The organism is Segatella hominis (genome assembly GCF_004535825.1).
GTDB lineage: Bacteria > Bacteroidota > Bacteroidia > Bacteroidales > Bacteroidaceae > Prevotella > Prevotella hominis.
This window is the reverse complement of sequence record NZ_SGVY01000027.1, coordinates 1-15370: the sequence shown is the minus strand read 5'-3', so window position 1 is coordinate 15370 and position 15370 is coordinate 1. Positions and strand designations below refer to the sequence as shown.

Sequence of the window (15370 nt, the reverse complement as noted above, 5' to 3'; positions counted from 1 at the left end):
GATTATTTTCTATGACAATAGGATTTGTTCTGTAAACTGGTACATTAATGATATTTTTATCTCTCATTGCTTAATTTTATATTATCTAAAAGTCGTAAAAACAATACGCAGTTAAGAAACCTTGCCCTATTAGGCGAGATGTTGCATACTGCCAAACTCAATTTCTCGCTTTATCATTTAAGTATTGGAACAAATCCCTCACAGAAACGACTATCGCAAGCATCTCGCACATGATTTGATATTTGTCTTGCTCAATAGTAGTCTCCTTTGGCATTTCCTTTATAGCGTTTTGAATATCCATAAAATTCCATTCTATGTAGCCTCTTAAAGGGGCCTTGGAATGAAGAATTCTATTACTCCGTTGCTTTAACATTTTCAGTTCGTTTTTATACTCTTGTGAATTATTTTCCTTACTTAACAAGGAGAGAACTGATTGATAATATAAAGCTAAATAGTATATGTAGGAATCCTCATTTTCTGACTTTATGAGATTATCGGCAATTGAAAAGATACTATCGCTTATTTCATGTTTCTGCATTAAATTTGACAACACACATAATTCCAGCATTGAAAGTTCCGAGATTCTTGTATCATGCCCGTTTAGCGAGCAGAAATCCATTTTCACCAATTCATTGCAATATTTAAACGCCCTGTCATAAAGTTGCCTGTCATACGAAATATCTATAAGAAGATCATAAGCCTCAAGACATTTCTTTAAATAACATTCAATATCTTTTTGCTTCTTATTTCTTTTATCAAGCACTTTCAAAGATAAACTCTTCACCTTTTCAAACTCAACGATAGCATTATCTAAATAATTGAGTTTCATATAACATGAACCTAAATAAAAATAAACATTTATTTTTCGTTCATTTTCAGTGCCATCAAAAAAGTGATGGTCATTCATGCTTTCAACCTCACCTAAATATTTCTCGCAACTTTTCAACTGCGACAAAGCACTTTGATAACTGCCCTTATTAATATAGGCAAGAGCTTCCGAAAGATGGTATTTATATAAACGTAATCGCTTTTTCCTATCAGAAATATTCTTTTTAAAGCATAAACTAACAGGCATCAAGATACTCTTTGCATTGGATGTCGCCAAGCCAACACTATCTTTATACATGTTTTCAGAAGATATATTAAAGAGGACTGACAAACATTCTCTTATCACCTTTTTTAATTTTCTTGGAATACGAACAGTAAATATATCATGCTCCCCAATTACAAAACTTTCCGTACCAAACAAGAAAACACTATCTTGCCGAACAATACGACCATTTATATTTGTCGGTTCCCATAAACAAAATCTTTCAACTTTCTCATAGTTGTAATTGGTATAGCGATAAGTATTCAACAAGACCGTCTTTATCTGTTCATTCTCTGTCGTTGGATTCAAATATTCAAGACTATGTTTTTTTATGTCTTCAATGATGTTATAACAAAAAAGAAAGCCATCCTTTTTATCATCTTTCTCATTAGAACAGGCAAACCACAAGGCTGTGAGCAGATTCTTGCTGAAATCCACAAGGCATGTCGCTCCTCCATTATGTTGAATATCTGCCAATATCTCCAAATCAGAATAGTCAGCATAATCAATTGGAAATTCTTTGCGTGCTCTTTGCGTCAAATCAATTAACGCTGAAACAAAATCATTTTTGCTAAATCCCTCGGAATATGACTCACTCATTCGTATGGCCAAGCCTGACCGAATAGTCCATTCACTTATGTCTTTGGTACCATTCTCAAAGCTCTTATCATAGCGAGTTATACCTCGATAGATGTACTGAGGAAAAATATCATCTTTTTTTCCATTTCTATCAGATATAAGACCACTTACATACTTTATTATCTCTTGAACAGCAGAATATCCATCCTTGCTATCAAGAGTTATATTCATTGTTGTTTTTGGTTTCATAGGTTAATCGTTCTTTTTTAAATTCTTAGCTTGAACTATAGTCTAAAGTATTGATTGTTACACGTGCTGTAAATAAGCCTAAGAACAAGAATACCAACATTTGCAAATATAGATATAATGTGTTCTTTGCGATTCGTTTATTATTTTCTGCTGTTTGAGTTGACATAATAATTATATGTTCTTTTCTCCTATAAGTATAGTGCCTAAGCAGAAGGAGCATTACTTATGCTTCCGACATCCACACTATTAGTTCCAGTCGTATTTGAAGTATGAGTCTTCTGCTCAAATATTTTCGAGAAAGTATTAACTGTATCATGATAATGCTCCAACAAGTTTTTATAATTCTCAGACATAATACGATTTGAGGTTCGGATTTCCTCAACTGCTCGAGACATATAATGAAATTGACGCCCTGTCTCTATCGAAGTATAACCTGCAAAAGCTATTGATGAAACAGAAAGAAATATTGAAAGTATCGTTGAAAAATTAGTTAATGCGGACAATAAGTTATCACCTTGCATAACGAAGTTTTCCAAGATAAAGACCAAAAGACAAATCACAGCCAATACCAACAAAGAAATTATCCATTTGGCATTTGTTGGCCATTTAGAGCCTTTGGCTAAGGACTCTTTCATTTTTATACTATCAACCATGTTGGTTGGAGATTGATTATTTAGATTTACTGCCATTATATTTAAGTCTATATTGGTTTAACATATCATGAAGTACCTGAATCATTCTCTGAAAAAGAGGATCTACTTCCTCTTTTATATATATAAAAGCCTCAGTAGAAAACCAAACTTGTCCATTTGCTGCATATGCCTTCCCTACCTTATAAGTATTAGTAAGGTCATATAACATACGAACAGCTTCTGGTTTATCCAAATCTACCTCCCCTGCATTTGGAATGATAATTCTTACATACACAGGATCTTCATTAAAATTATAACTAAACAGATAATTAATATTATCTATAGTGAAATGAAGCATCGTTCTCTGCTCATCAACAAATGACGATGGAATATTTCTTTTATCTAAAAATGTCTGAAATACACGTATCATAATTTTATTTTTGCTCTTTTAATTTCTACGATAGTCTTTGTCCATTTAACTTTTGACTCATACTATTTCTTTTTCGGCTTATTGACTCTCAACCAAGCTACAAAATCCTTAACAGGTAAATTCTTTGCAGCACAATAAGCTCTTATACCTGAGTTTTTTCCTGCAGTTTTTTTCCAAATGCAATAGTCATCATACTCTTTTTGAAAGTCCAACTTATTCGTTTCTTGCGTTTTATACTGCTTCAACTGATTTGGTATAATCGTATCAAGAACTATATTTGCTTCATTTATATCATTATGCTGACATTTATGAACAAAATTCTTTCGATGATGATTTAGCCATGAGATTACTAATTGCCAATGAGTTGGAGAAGCCACTAAAAGTAGTTGCTTATTCAATTCTTCATAGAATGGAGTCAGAGTTGTATCTTCTCCAGAATTAAATTTAGTATCTGTCCAAATATCAAGATAAATTTTATCTACCTTACTTTTTTCTTTGTTTTCAATGCCATTCATCGATGTATGAAAACGTTCATACTCCACAGCAACTTTCTCTTTCAAATATCCCTTATATATATTGGAATAGAGCCAATACACATAAATCTGATACACGATAGGAAAAATGATTATTCCTATCATTATATGCCTTTTATATTCATAAAGAAAAAGACTTATTGGATGTTGACTGATTGCATCTGAATTTAGTAATTTTAGAGTAATATACGTAGCAACACACAATATCACAAACAAAATTACGCATCTCCAATTTTTAAAGACAAAGTTTGATATGGTCAATATGATACCTACAAACAATGTACAATACACAATCGGCACATAGTGAGCGACATCAAGGCTATTCTTTTCATTCTCAAAGCCCATAAATATCAAATAAAACACACATAGCACCAACAATATGAATCCTCGATGATGTGCATTATTCTGTACTATATTATATTTCTCTTTGATTTGCGCTAAGAGCTTGTCATGTATAGAGCTACTACCATTAAATTTATAGACATTCAGCAACGATTTCATCTCTTCGTAGTATTTTGGAGTCCAAAAATTACTACAGAAATCGTTATTTACAGCCATCGTCACATAAATAGCCGCAAAGAATTCGACAAAAGAACTGAAATCCGAAATCATAAGCGATAACCTTTAAACAATTCTTCTATACGATGTTGCACGTTAGCATTGATTTCTTTCTCATCTGCACACTCCACATTAAAATCTTCTGCTTTTCCCTCACTATCATTAACAACATCTGCTTTCATTTTTGCTTGATAATGGGGGTAATCGACACTTTTCGAAACATTGTTTTTCCAATTCAGAGGGCGTAAATTAGCAATATTATCAATTAATTCTTGCGGAACGCCTAATTCCTTAAGCTTAGATTCTGGATAAATGTGATCAACTTCCCAGCCATAGATACTGTCTCGATCATTATATTTGCCCTTTATTATCCAAGCTCCACAAGCATCCTTGCGGACAAAATCAGGATGATACTTAGGATCCTTACGACCCTTTTCCCATATTTTATTTATTAATTCATCAGTAAATTGTGCCATATTTCTACATAAATTTTTCTTCCTATAATATTCTGTAATAAAAGGAATAATTACTTATACATTTTCATTATCTTCCAACAATCCTTTAGCCTTAATATATGCTGTCATATATAGTGAGAGAAACATATCCCCCAAGAGCCATCAGTAATCTCTTCTAATATTCTCCGTGTCATGCTCGATTTCTTCACTAACTTACCAAACTCCTGTTCATCTATATGTCCATTGCACAATAGGTAATAGCCCTTACTGACACATTCAAGCATATAAACATTTTGAGTCTTTTTGTTCTTTGTACTTTCAGGAAGGCTACATCCCGAAAACAAGGCATACTTGCTGCGTGGGTCCAAGAACTTTGGTGCCGCAATCTTCGCTATAATCAATTGGTATATACAATGAACGAAGAATTCTTTGCATAAAGATGAAAACGCTTATGCATTTATCAAATTATCAAAATTTGGAATCATATCATCCAAGAAGCAATTATGAGCAATATAGTTTCTTAAATTTTTAGAAATTAGCTCAACAACTTCATCAACAAGTTCAGAGCGGCCAAATAATTGACGAAGTTTTCGTAATCCACCTTCTTGCTTTTTATAATATTTTGTTAAATCTAAAATTAAACTATCTAACGAATCATCTTGTAAGTCGTCTTGTGGCGCATCAGACTTTCTTCCAGTCATATAAATGCTACCGTCTTTCATTTTTGTAAACTTATCAATATATTGACGACCCGTTTTGTCCTCAGGGTTTAATATCAATGTAAGTGAGTCTAACAACGAACTGGTTTTTTCTTCTATATCACCTGACAGCATTGCAAGCATTTCCTTAGAAATCGTTTCTTCATTAACAGAAAACGACAACAATGAATACCTATCAATAAATTGGCTTGGAGTAAATTGCATCCATCTCTGTGCTTTTGGAAAAGTTTTAAAATAAGCTTCCATTACAGAGAATAAAGTTCTGTCCCACGTTAGAAAAATCGGATCAACAGGATGGACTTCAACATCCTTATCACCCAAATAACAAATCATCAAAGAATCATGATTGAGACCAAAAGAGGATTTATTTCTATTCTTATTAATTAACTCTGTTTCTATCAAGCGCTTTACATCATTAGTATTGTAAGTTTTCTTCAAGTCGACCAATTCTACTCCCATATTGTTCAATTGCACTTCTATTTCTTGAATCAGTGTCTCATCTATTGGATAAAATCGAAACTTCATGGTATCTAAATATGCATCATATCCACCAACTAATCCCTTCTTTTTTAAAAACCAATAATAATTGTAAAACACGTTCTTCGAACCTCCCAATTTTTCAATACCAGGAATCTTCATATAAGCCTTTAAATTCATAGCTTCCAAAATATGCTGACGAACTTCTTGAAAATAAGGTCTAGTCAAATAGAGACGAATGTTATTTTTTCTACAGAAATCATGCAAAGAACAAGACAAAATATAATAGTAATTATTATATCCCTTTGTTTCATAGTTATAATAGCACAACATATGTAAAGCCAGAGTTGTATCTATAAAAACTCTCTTTTCACTATTAGCATAGTTTTGCAAGATATCAATATCTATTGTGGATCCAAAAACTTTACCTGCACAATTCTTTTGGATATATTTGTTCTCATCACAAATTTTCACCAAGTCTTCAACAAGTTTCTTTGCACAGTCTTCACTATTCAAATTTTGAATGGCAAAACTAAGTATTTTATTTGTATCCTCAATGCCACAAGAACCTTGCTGCCCTATGCGTTGCTGAATGTTATTAATATACAATTTATATAACAAATTTACATATTCAGAAAGATTATCCCCTTCATTATAATTATCCAAAACACATTTAACCCTGCTATAAAATAAATTTTCATCAACTTCTATATTTTGGGTTGCTTTCGCTATTTTTTCTCTTTCTTTTTCAGCCAAAGAATACTCCTTAGTTTCTTTATTGTAAGTCAGTCTTTCTTCACGAGAGTACATTCTGCTTAACATCTTATCATAGAAATGCGTATTCTCTGATGATTTAAATTTACTAATACAAAGTTGGACGAGTTCTTCTTTCTCCATACTTCCATTGTCAAAAAGACATTGGAGTAAAAAAGCTTCAACAATTCTTAATTTAACATCTGCAGCCTCACCAAACCCAACTAAATCATAAAACAATTTATCTTTTTCCGATATAGTACTATTTTTCAATATAATTTTGTTATAGCCACTTTGTTGAAGGATAGTTTTGTAGAGATTAGGATAGTTATGTGCACAACCTGCAATACGTTTAGCATCAATAACAACTAAACTTATCCCAAAATCAACAAAAGCCGTTTGCTGAACATCATCAATAAACGTTTCCGTTAGCGGATAAGAATAAAAGAATTCCAATCTCTGACTATATCCATAAATTCGAAAGTTTCGCTCAGCTTTTTGAACATCTTCTAATATTTTTTTTCTTAATCCATTTTTCTCAGCTGAAGTCGAAGATTTTTGGACAGTTAATTGAAATTGAAGTTTAGCCTTTGTAATGTCCAAGACTTTCACATCAATTCCACCATCGTTTTTTCCATCAGTAAACACGATATTTGTGAGTTTATAAATCTCTTTCAAATAAGATTTAACTACCTCATCAAATTCATACTTCTCACAATGAGACAATTGTTGTATTAAACTTTTATTTTCTGACATAATAAATATTATTAAAGACAAATACTCCGTAGAAGTTCTTTATTTCTCTTTAGTAAAATATATCTTATAATAATTTTGTCCTCGACGCTCATCATAGCCACGCTCTATGAAATTACCAGTCTTCATCAAACACAACTCCACAGTATCATCTAATTTAATTTTACGTAACTTTCGAGAGACATTCAAGGCAGTTTTATCAACTTCAAAATGTGAACCAAAGTTTATATTCTCACGCTCTTCGTAGATTTTTCTGTAATCCTCAAACATATCCAAAACTTTCTTATCTTGAAAGACTTCTGATTGTAACTCAGAAATATCCAATTTTTCGGATTTTGAGATTAAAGTTGTAAAGTTGTTTACAATATTGACTTGTTCCGACTTTGACACAACAGATTCCTTTGCCAACTTATCCTTTACAAAGCCTTCCATTAAGCCGACAAGAGCTTTAGACTGGCTGTAAGGAGTTGACTTAGTTTCCATTCCCAGAAAGTTCTGTCGCCAGAATTTAGAATCTTTTGATTTGTCAATAATGAAACCCGCTGGCATGTCTTCTGTAAACACTATCAAACAAGCCTTGTCTATTTTCTGTGAAGTATAACCTGATTTTACTGCAACATCCATGTTTCCATAAGAATCAATGGAAGTTTCAATAAATTCATTCTTGGTCTCGATTTTGAATATCCCAACTGCATCACAATATTTATCGCCATCTAGCACATCTTCTATTTTTACAATAAAGATGTCACCATCCTTTATGGTCGGCAATGTAGAAACACTATCTAAATACTTAAATATAGATATGGAGTTTTCCACAAAGTTGCCTCCTTGAAAAATATCTACAACAGTATTATATACTATATTGTATTTCAAATCTATTGAATGAACAAATGAATACTGAACCTTTTCACGAGAAAAAGGCTTAACAAAGAAGTCTTTCAAAAAAGACTGATCCAACTTATTCATGTCCATATCCTTATGATTTATCAAACTTTTCTGCTTGTCCAAGCTGAATCTATGACAAATCATCTTATCTATATATGCTTCTTTAAAATCCATATTATATTTTTTTCTTTGAAATTAATACTTGCAAAAGGCTTGTTATCATATAGGCTGTGTAAAAGAACACATTGACAATCAGATATATGACAAACAGTCTATGCAGAAATATAAGAGCTACATGTCCTCCTAGCAAAATTGTTTCTACGCTCAAACTAGACAATTGCTTTATAATGCAACTATCAAATATATCTAATGTGTAAAAGTCTTTCCAAAAAATGAAAGGAATCAACAAAATCAATGTTAGTGTTGCAAAAAGGATATTGAAGCCTATTGAATAAAAGAAACGAACAACATAATTATGTTCTTGTTTTATTCTTAGAATATCTTTAGCCGATGGTCTTTTATCAGCTGGCATTCTATCTTTTTCTTCTTGCGAAGGAACATTAGTTACATCTAACTTGTCATAAATCATAGTCAAAGCTGTCACAAAGAATCCCACAAATATAGCAAAAATATCCTTAATGTAGTCTATAAAATCATCATTTATTCCCTTAGGCAACAAGATTACACACACCAAAGATATAACCACAAAGAAAATGTGATATAACCATATTGATTTTTGAGAATAAGGTTCGTTATTCACGTTCTTCGTTATGACTTGATATCCTTTTCTGACAAATATCGCCATTGCTTTGAACCATTCAGTCAACATACTTATCTGGTCTTAACTCCTTTAATACTTGGCTATCAAACAAATCCTTGCAATATATATCCAATGCTACAAGATTAACTGTACCGTCACTATTGAGTGTTACTTTATCTTTTAGATAAACAACTGGTGTTAATGCAGCATCTCTCATATCCCATTCAAAAGTCTTACTCGATTTCGTATTTCTATTTATAGTATTAACTGTACATCTGTCAAATTCACCCAAACCCTTTTTATATGTTTCCACTCCAAAAGCACGTTCCATAAGATAATTTCGAATGTTTCCCATTCTACGTAAGCTTTTATCTCCTTCCCCTTTTGGAGTTATACTAATCTTAACGTCATAATCACTCATAACATCTTTTATTGGATTATCCTCCTCTATTTGAGAATCAACAAATGTCGTCTGAAATGACATACTCTTCAAAACGGCTCCTTTTCGATATTCATCTTGAAAACATTTGGGAGCAAATATTTGCATTGTTGGCTTCTGGTAATCACCAAGGGTAAATAATTGCGCGACATATTTTCTAGCAAAATTTGAAATCGATTCCTCGGCACTATCTGTATGTAGCATCACAAAACCTTCGTTGTGGTCCAGAGGAAGATATACAAATACATAATAATACTGCAATACAGGTTGATTTGCATTCAAATTGTTTGCATTATCTTTATGACCTAACTCTGTCAAAATACGCTCTTTTCCGTATGTGCCTCCATTAACAACTCCCGCAATTATATTTTTAGCACAATTTGGTTGTGGACGCTCATCCCAATGTTTATTAATGATTCGCTTTCCCTTATTGCTTATGAGAGTCATAACTTTCTTGATAGAATCACTTTTGGCAAAATCATTATTTAGCTCATTCATGAAATATCCATACAACTTATTGAAGATAGTAAAGTCTGAGTCTTGCTTTTTGCATTTTCCTGATTCTAACATAAAATCTCTAAATGTCTTGTATTCACTAGATTTATGCTTCAATTTAAATCGGAAAAAATCTAATTTTGGATTTGCCATAATAATATTGTTTAAATTATTAATTAATAGGCGTACCTGCATAGTTCCGTGGATGAGGTTATCCACAGATGCAGCATAGCCTATACATAAAGAATTTTACATCAAGTACTCCATGCAGTTGCGCCCTGAAGTTTTTGACTTTAGAGTTAAATGATTCTGCGGATGCATTAGTTGATCTTTCAACAAAATAGTTGAGGACTTGGTCTTCCTTCAGCTTGATGGTATCTCTAGCGGCTTTTACTTCCCTCAAAGTTGATGCGGCAACCTTGTCATACCACTCATGCAGCTTGGACTTGGGTAAATCACCGTTAGAACGTAACTACTGATTTTCAGCAGTTAGCACATCCAACATTTTTCAAAAAAACATGTTATTAATTGTTATTGCCAGAGCTACCAATTAGGGTAAGCGTCCAAAAATGTCACAACGCCCCTATTTGCGGGCTTTTTACAAAGCCCGCAAATTTCATTTTTAAATTTCTTTCACTAAAAATTTCATTAATCCAAGCAGATTGTCATTGGAAGCAGGTTTTCGTAGTCCGTTCTACCAGATTTCACGGCTTTGAGCAAAGCCTTGAAATATTGCCTGAACGAGACTCCGACTTGCTTGCAAGTCTGGATAAAGGTATTGTACATTGCCGATCTCAATGCACCCTGTACACTACCGAAGAATAACGAGCCCTTGCGCTGTATAGTCTGGGGACGTATCGCTCGTTCTGCAGCCAAGTTATCTATGGAATATTCACCATCGTTTCGATAGGCGAAGACTTGCTTCCAAAACTTATGGAGATAGTTACTGCTGACTCTTTGTTCCACTGTAAAGATCAGAACGAAGGAGAGCTATCTCATTCTCCAAGTCCTTACGTTCCTTGTCATTCTTCTTTCGCTCTGCTTCCAACTGAAGGTTTTTCTCATTGGCATCTGCCAACAAGATCTCAGCAGTTTCCAGCTTTCTCTTTGTATCGGTAAGCTCTTGTTTGGTTTCTTGCAATTGCTGAAGCACAACATCCAACTTTTGAGAATGGGTGGCACTTAATGCCTTGTTCTCATCATTGTATGTTTGCTGTTGAAGACGAGACAAACGAACTTCATCCGTCAACTCTTTAATATTGGCGGTAAGGCGGCTTATCTCCTCATCCTTGGACTGAATCTGAGAATACAAGAATTTACAAAAGTTATGTAGTTCTTCTCCTGTCATAATCCCTCCAATCTATACACAAAGTCCTTCATGCCGGCATAGTCAAGCCCACCCTTCTTAACAAATAAACCATCCGCCGTTTGGATGGTAATGAGTATGCGACCCTTCGACTGTATATCACCAATACAGCGTCCTAACTTTTTATCAATGGGTTAGGCATACCAATATATTTCATTCAAGCCACTAAAAATAGGTTGGAATGCTTATAGATTATACATCATTTTACAAGCCCTTTTTATAGAGCTCGGAGATAATGTCTTTTATCTTATCCATATCCACTCCTTCGGGTAAAGGATTGGCTTGGTCTTCACCATCCTCCCATTCTTCTGAATCAGGCATGAGACCGAAACCTTCGAAATCTTCATCAACTGGCAATGTATCGAAACCGAAATACTCCTTCATTCTTGCTTTCGGACTCTTAGCATCACTGCGCATAATTTCCTTGAAGAACTTGATACTGAGGTCTCGGAAATTGCCTATGGCTGTGGCATATTCATTATTTACCATCGGACCAATCATGACTAAGTCTGCGAAGTCCAAGCCATAGATCTTATAACTGATGAACCAAGTCTTTGGTTGTCCCTCCCAACCTATGGTCGTAATATAGGGTTCTGAAAGACATTTGCCGTATTCATCCGTTTTTTGTCCAAAAGCGCTTGCTATCGTTGGATATTTCTTACGGAATGGGCGTTTTACCTCATGGTAGTCTGCACCAGGATAAGGGACTTCCACTCCATTCCACACAAAATCGAGGATATTTCCCCAATTGCATACAGCATGAATATAGCCTTCTTGCATGAAGAAGTAGCATACCATATAGCGGTTGGCAGACAAGCGAAGGGTTAGCTCCATAACTCTCGAACGGATTAACTTGAAGGCTACCTGTGAGCCTTCAAGTGGCATTTCTGGCGGATTGCTTGTCAAAGCTGGAAGAAGATTGAGTGGTAATTTGGCTTCTGAAGCCTTGCTTGCCTCCTCCATCTCTTTCAGTCTGTCCTTTGCATATTGCTCTGTTATATTTGTCAGCATCTCCAAATGACCATCTGTCAGTTTTTTGAAAATGTCATATACCTCATCCAGCATATAGAGATCGCACTTGCCATTCTTCGGTTCGGAACAAATGACAAGAAGGGATTTCTGCAAGCGACTGAACTTCTCTGGATTATGTGGAACTGTTATGCTCCTTCCTTTTCCTGCCGAAACAATCTCACTTATCTGGTCTATTGCTTCCTGACCAAGATTGTCCCAGATATACTGTGGCTCGTGTTTGAGTCCGTATGCCATGGAACGTGCGATTTCGTCCTTGCGCCAACTCTTAGGCAAATCATACCCCCAGATATTGGCTGCCATTAACATGTTTGCTTTTGTATCTACTGTTACGACCGTATCAAATGATTCGGTCAGTAATGGTGGTTCTATTCTTGTTGTTATCATAAATTTTTCGACTCCCCTGTCCCCCTCTTGCGAAGAGGGGGGCCTTAACTCACTCCCAAGCCCTCGCCCTTTCCAAAGGGGCAAGGGATGTAACCGCTCCTACTCGTCGCTCTTAACCGCTACGCTTTAAGGTTGGCGGGGCATCAGAGCCCTCGCCAGGTTTCTTATGCGGGATGGGACCGCCTTGCTGAAAGCGGGGCATCAGAGGTCTCGCCAGGTTGTGCGGGAAGGGAACGCATGACTATAGGCTTATTCCATCATCAATTTCGGTGCTTCACTTGCAAAATTACAACAAATAATCCTCTAAGATGTCCAACTGAGCTTCATCGATGAACTGCTTAACCAAGAATTTCAACTCAGCATCAGCAATATCTAACTGTTGAAGTGGACCATTCTTGGGATAAATATCCAAGAAGACAACAATCTCATCAGTTTTAGAAACCAAATAAATCAAACGATAACCATCCTTACGAGAAAGATGCTGTTTCTTGTCTGGCAAGCGCAGTTTGATAATAATCAAATCACCCTCCAGCAAAATCATATCGTTGTTTTGGCGAATTTGCTCAATCGGTTTGCCAGCAAATTCTCGCTTGATTTCATTCTCTACATTGACATAAACCTTGCGCCTGACACTCAACAAGCTGGACAAGCGAGAACGGAACGAACTAATGGTCTTGAAACTAATCATGTGCTGCAATCTTCTTTAAAGCCAAACTAGCTTCCGACAATAGTAAAGACCACTCTGCATCCTTGGAAGCCTTGATGCGATAATTCTTAATATCGTTGTTCAATTCTGAAAGAGCGTTATAGTTCATCTTCAGTTTCTCCACTTCTACACTTGCTCCACAATCTTTAATCATTCGCTTACATGAAATATAAAGATTTTTGAGTGTATTAAGCATTGAGGTGAGTTGCTGACCGAAAACATTATAGTCCTGCTCTGTAACAGTGTTGCACTGGCTATAAAGAAACTTATAGAAAGCATCCAAATCTCGATTCAAACGGCGGAGTTGTGACACTCCATATTCGTTTGGAGCCAAAGCTTCCAAACTATGTCTGTAAGATCTGGTTCCCAACCTTACTATACTTTGCGATATAAATGCTGTCTGACACATAATTATGATATGAAATGTTCATTTTTGCAAATATACTACTTTTCCTTGTATTTCTGTTTCTTTTGTTTTTATATTTATATAAATTTAAATCTTTCTATTTGAAAATACTGTATATCACCAATACAGCGTCCTAACTATTTATCACTGAGTTTGGTATATCAGTATATTTCATTCAAGCCACTAAAAATAGATGGGATGCTTACAGATGTCCGTATGTCATGGAACGTGCGATTTCGTCCTTGCGCCAACTCTTAGGCAAATCATACCCCCAGATATTGGCTGCCATTAACATGTTTGCTTTTGTATCTACTGTTACGACCGTATTAAATGATTCGGTCAGTAATGGTGGTTCTATTCTGGTTGTTATCATAAATTTTTCGACTCCCCTGTCCCCCTCTTGCGAAGAGGGGGTCCTTAACCCACTCCCAAGCCCTCGCCCTTTCCAAAAGGGCAAGGGATGTAACCGCTCCTCCCCGTCGCTCTTAACCGCTGCGCTCCAAGGTTGGCGGGGCATCAGAGCCCTCGCCAGGATTGTTTTAGCGGGGATGAACCCGCAGGGGGGAATACTTATAAAATGATTATGCGGGGATGGGACGCAGGGGCGCTATAGCTGATTTTCAAGTTCATCCACTACATCGTCTCTCAGGGTTTGAGGGACTGTGGCTGCACTCGCCATGATGCGTAACAGGGAGTCTTTTAAGAGTTGCTCCTCTTCCTTTAGCTCGTTGCCCACAAATTTCAAATTCCGTAATAGTATGAGCCTCATGTATATATTCGCAATGCTCTCCAAAGTTAATGTGCCATCGTGATGGGGTAACTTCGAAAGAGTACGGGGATTCATCTGTAGAAATTTGGAAAACTGACGGATGGAAGTGAAACCCCATCTCTTCTCTATCTGGCAAATTTCTTCGGCAGCGGTGGCAATCCACCTATTCGCCCCTCTATTCGCCTGCTTTTCCATCTTCCATACCGTGAATTATCGAACATCGCGTCCTGACTAAAACAGAGGGTATGATTTTCCGATGGTTTTTGTTAAAAGCTTTTAAAAGCAGTGAGCAGAAGTTAAGAATGATGCACTCATAGGTGCATCACGTGATTTTCGAAGAAGTATATCTTTGCAGCATAATCAGTTGACTGATAAACATGTTTTACTATATAATATAATAAGGTATATGAAGCTAAAAGCGACTTATACTCGCCGTATCTTGGCGATGATGTATTTCCCCGACTGCGAACCAGCATGCTCTATTGAAGATGTGCTTTAATGAACTCTCATGATGCGCATCGTTAGATGCTAATGATGCGCTTTTATAAGTGCTAATGATGCGCATCATTAAGGTGCATAAAAGCGCATCGTTAGGTTGCTCTAAAGAACGACATTCAACGACACACTTCGACAGATGCCCCTGAGCTGATGTTGTATCTTTGCATCGTGATTCAGAAATCGAGGACATAGAGAGTCCAAGAACTGATGACACATTATTAATTAAATAAATTTTTAAGTTATGAGTAAATCTTACAAAGTGTTTCCTCGTACCCTTACCATGGGTGAGAAAAAGGGTCAAACTGTTTATTCTGTTCGTCCTGTTAGTTACGGTACTTTGACTACCGAAGAGGTGGCTAAGCAGATTTCTACTGAATCTACTGCAACCACGGCTGATGTGAA

Annotated in this window: 17 protein-coding genes and 1 pseudogene; 1 reads left to right on the top strand and 17 read right to left on the bottom strand. The window is 35.6% G+C overall.

Annotated elements, in window-relative coordinates:
• Nucleotides 1–157: 157 nt before the first annotated feature.
• The 17 genes and pseudogenes from EXN75_RS10425 to EXN75_RS10350 all read right to left on the bottom strand — a co-directional run bounded on the left by EXN75_RS10425 (nt 158) and on the right by EXN75_RS10350 (nt 14665).
• Complete coding sequence (locus tag EXN75_RS10425; RefSeq protein ID WP_134843761.1) at nt 158–1918, bottom strand: FRG domain-containing protein; 1761 nt, start codon at nt 1916–1918, stop codon at nt 158–160.
• A 203-nt stretch (nt 1919–2121) separates the two neighbouring features.
• Nucleotides 2122–2607, bottom strand: coding sequence for a hypothetical protein (locus EXN75_RS10420; RefSeq protein ID WP_134843760.1), 486 nt, complete (start codon nt 2605–2607; stop codon nt 2122–2124).
• Nucleotides 2588–2980 carry a hypothetical protein gene (locus EXN75_RS10415; protein ID WP_134843759.1) on the bottom strand — a complete coding sequence of 131 codons (393 nt, stop codon included), beginning with the start codon at nt 2978–2980 and terminating at the stop codon, nt 2588–2590. Before EXN75_RS10415 ends, EXN75_RS10420 begins: the two co-directional genes overlap by 20 nt.
• Nucleotides 2981–3042: 62 nt before the next feature.
• Nucleotides 3043–4071 (bottom strand): hypothetical protein, encoded by a 1029-nt coding sequence (locus EXN75_RS10410; protein WP_134843758.1) that lies wholly within the window; start codon nt 4069–4071, stop codon nt 3043–3045.
• A 50-nt stretch (nt 4072–4121) separates the two neighbouring features.
• The gene (locus tag EXN75_RS10405; RefSeq protein ID WP_134843757.1) at nt 4122–4547 is read right to left on the bottom strand and encodes a hypothetical protein; all 426 of its coding nucleotides are present in this window, start codon (nt 4545–4547) and stop codon (nt 4122–4124) included.
• Between the two features lie 428 nt (nt 4548–4975).
• Nucleotides 4976–7231, bottom strand: a complete 2256-nt coding sequence (locus EXN75_RS10400) for a hypothetical protein (protein ID WP_134843756.1) — start codon at nt 7229–7231, stop codon at nt 4976–4978.
• A 39-nt stretch (nt 7232–7270) separates the two neighbouring features.
• Complete coding sequence (locus EXN75_RS10395) at nt 7271–8287, bottom strand: nucleoid-associated protein (protein ID WP_134843755.1); 1017 nt, start codon at nt 8285–8287, stop codon at nt 7271–7273.
• A 1-nt stretch (nt 8288) separates the two neighbouring features.
• Nucleotides 8289–8873: a hypothetical protein gene (locus EXN75_RS10390; protein WP_167639495.1), complete on the bottom strand. Its 585-nt coding sequence runs from the start codon at nt 8871–8873 to the stop codon at nt 8289–8291.
• A 58-nt stretch (nt 8874–8931) separates the two neighbouring features.
• Nucleotides 8932–9960, bottom strand: a complete 1029-nt coding sequence (locus EXN75_RS10385; RefSeq protein ID WP_134843753.1) for a hypothetical protein — start codon at nt 9958–9960, stop codon at nt 8932–8934.
• 58 nt (nt 9961–10018) lie between these two features.
• Nucleotides 10019–10246 carry a transposase gene (locus tag EXN75_RS10380; protein WP_134843794.1) on the bottom strand — a complete coding sequence of 76 codons (228 nt, stop codon included), beginning with the start codon at nt 10244–10246 and terminating at the stop codon, nt 10019–10021.
• A gap of 209 nt (nt 10247–10455) precedes the next feature.
• A pseudogene (locus EXN75_RS10375) lies at nt 10456–10752 on the bottom strand (IS66 family transposase); the annotation flags it as partial.
• Entirely contained in the window at nt 10751–11155 is a 405-nt protein-coding gene (locus tag EXN75_RS10370) for a hypothetical protein (protein ID WP_134843752.1), read from the bottom strand. The pseudogene EXN75_RS10375 and the gene EXN75_RS10370, both read right to left, overlap by 2 nt.
• A gap of 222 nt (nt 11156–11377) precedes the next feature.
• A complete protein-coding gene (locus EXN75_RS10365; protein WP_134843751.1) occupies nt 11378–12589 on the bottom strand; it encodes a hypothetical protein in 1212 nt (403 codons plus the stop codon).
• A gap of 286 nt (nt 12590–12875) precedes the next feature.
• On the bottom strand, nt 12876–13277 hold the full coding sequence (locus EXN75_RS10360; RefSeq protein WP_134843750.1) for a hypothetical protein: 402 nt from the start codon (nt 13275–13277) through the stop codon (nt 12876–12878).
• The gene (locus EXN75_RS10355) at nt 13270–13629 is read right to left on the bottom strand and encodes a hypothetical protein (protein WP_134843749.1); all 360 of its coding nucleotides are present in this window, start codon (nt 13627–13629) and stop codon (nt 13270–13272) included. Before EXN75_RS10355 ends, EXN75_RS10360 begins: the two co-directional genes overlap by 8 nt.
• A gap of 274 nt (nt 13630–13903) precedes the next feature.
• Complete coding sequence (locus tag EXN75_RS17705; RefSeq protein WP_167639494.1) at nt 13904–14074, bottom strand: hypothetical protein; 171 nt, start codon at nt 14072–14074, stop codon at nt 13904–13906.
• A 234-nt stretch (nt 14075–14308) separates the two neighbouring features.
• Complete coding sequence (locus EXN75_RS10350) at nt 14309–14665, bottom strand: hypothetical protein (protein WP_134843748.1); 357 nt, start codon at nt 14663–14665, stop codon at nt 14309–14311.
• A 211-nt stretch (nt 14666–14876) separates the two neighbouring features.
• On the opposite strand from EXN75_RS10350, the gene EXN75_RS18030 reads away from it, so the two are divergent.
• Nucleotides 14877–14969, top strand: a complete 93-nt coding sequence (locus EXN75_RS18030) for a DUF4248 domain-containing protein (RefSeq protein WP_167639493.1) — start codon at nt 14877–14879, stop codon at nt 14967–14969.
• Nucleotides 14970–15370: the final 401 nt, after the last annotated feature.

Bases quoted from the DNA above. Each gene is read 5' to 3' on its own strand.
- EXN75_RS10425 (WP_134843761.1), bottom strand. From the start codon at position 1,918: ATGAAACCAAAAACAACAATGAATATAACTCTTGATAGCAAGGATGGA.
- EXN75_RS10420 (WP_134843760.1), bottom strand. From the start codon at position 2,607: ATGGCAGTAAATCTAAATAATCAATCTCCAACCAACATGGTTGATAGT.
- EXN75_RS10415 (WP_134843759.1), bottom strand. From the start codon at position 2,980: ATGATACGTGTATTTCAGACATTTTTAGATAAAAGAAATATTCCATCG.
- EXN75_RS10410 (WP_134843758.1), bottom strand. From the start codon at position 4,071: ATGGCTGTAAATAACGATTTCTGTAGTAATTTTTGGACTCCAAAATAC.
- EXN75_RS10405 (WP_134843757.1), bottom strand. From the start codon at position 4,547: ATGGCACAATTTACTGATGAATTAATAAATAAAATATGGGAAAAGGGT.
- EXN75_RS10400 (WP_134843756.1), bottom strand. From the start codon at position 7,231: ATGTCAGAAAATAAAAGTTTAATACAACAATTGTCTCATTGTGAGAAG.
- EXN75_RS10395 (WP_134843755.1), bottom strand. From the start codon at position 8,287: ATGGATTTTAAAGAAGCATATATAGATAAGATGATTTGTCATAGATTC.
- EXN75_RS10385 (WP_134843753.1), bottom strand. From the start codon at position 9,960: ATGGCAAATCCAAAATTAGATTTTTTCCGATTTAAATTGAAGCATAAA.
- EXN75_RS10370 (WP_134843752.1), bottom strand. From the start codon at position 11,155: ATGACAGGAGAAGAACTACATAACTTTTGTAAATTCTTGTATTCTCAG.
- EXN75_RS10365 (WP_134843751.1), bottom strand. From the start codon at position 12,589: ATGATAACAACAAGAATAGAACCACCATTACTGACCGAATCATTTGAT.
- EXN75_RS10360 (WP_134843750.1), bottom strand. From the start codon at position 13,277: ATGATTAGTTTCAAGACCATTAGTTCGTTCCGTTCTCGCTTGTCCAGC.
- EXN75_RS17705 (WP_167639494.1), bottom strand. From the start codon at position 14,074: ATGATAACAACCAGAATAGAACCACCATTACTGACCGAATCATTTAAT.
- EXN75_RS10350 (WP_134843748.1), bottom strand. From the start codon at position 14,665: ATGGAAAAGCAGGCGAATAGAGGGGCGAATAGGTGGATTGCCACCGCT.
- EXN75_RS18030 (WP_167639493.1), top strand. From the start codon at position 14,877: ATGAAGCTAAAAGCGACTTATACTCGCCGTATCTTGGCGATGATGTAT.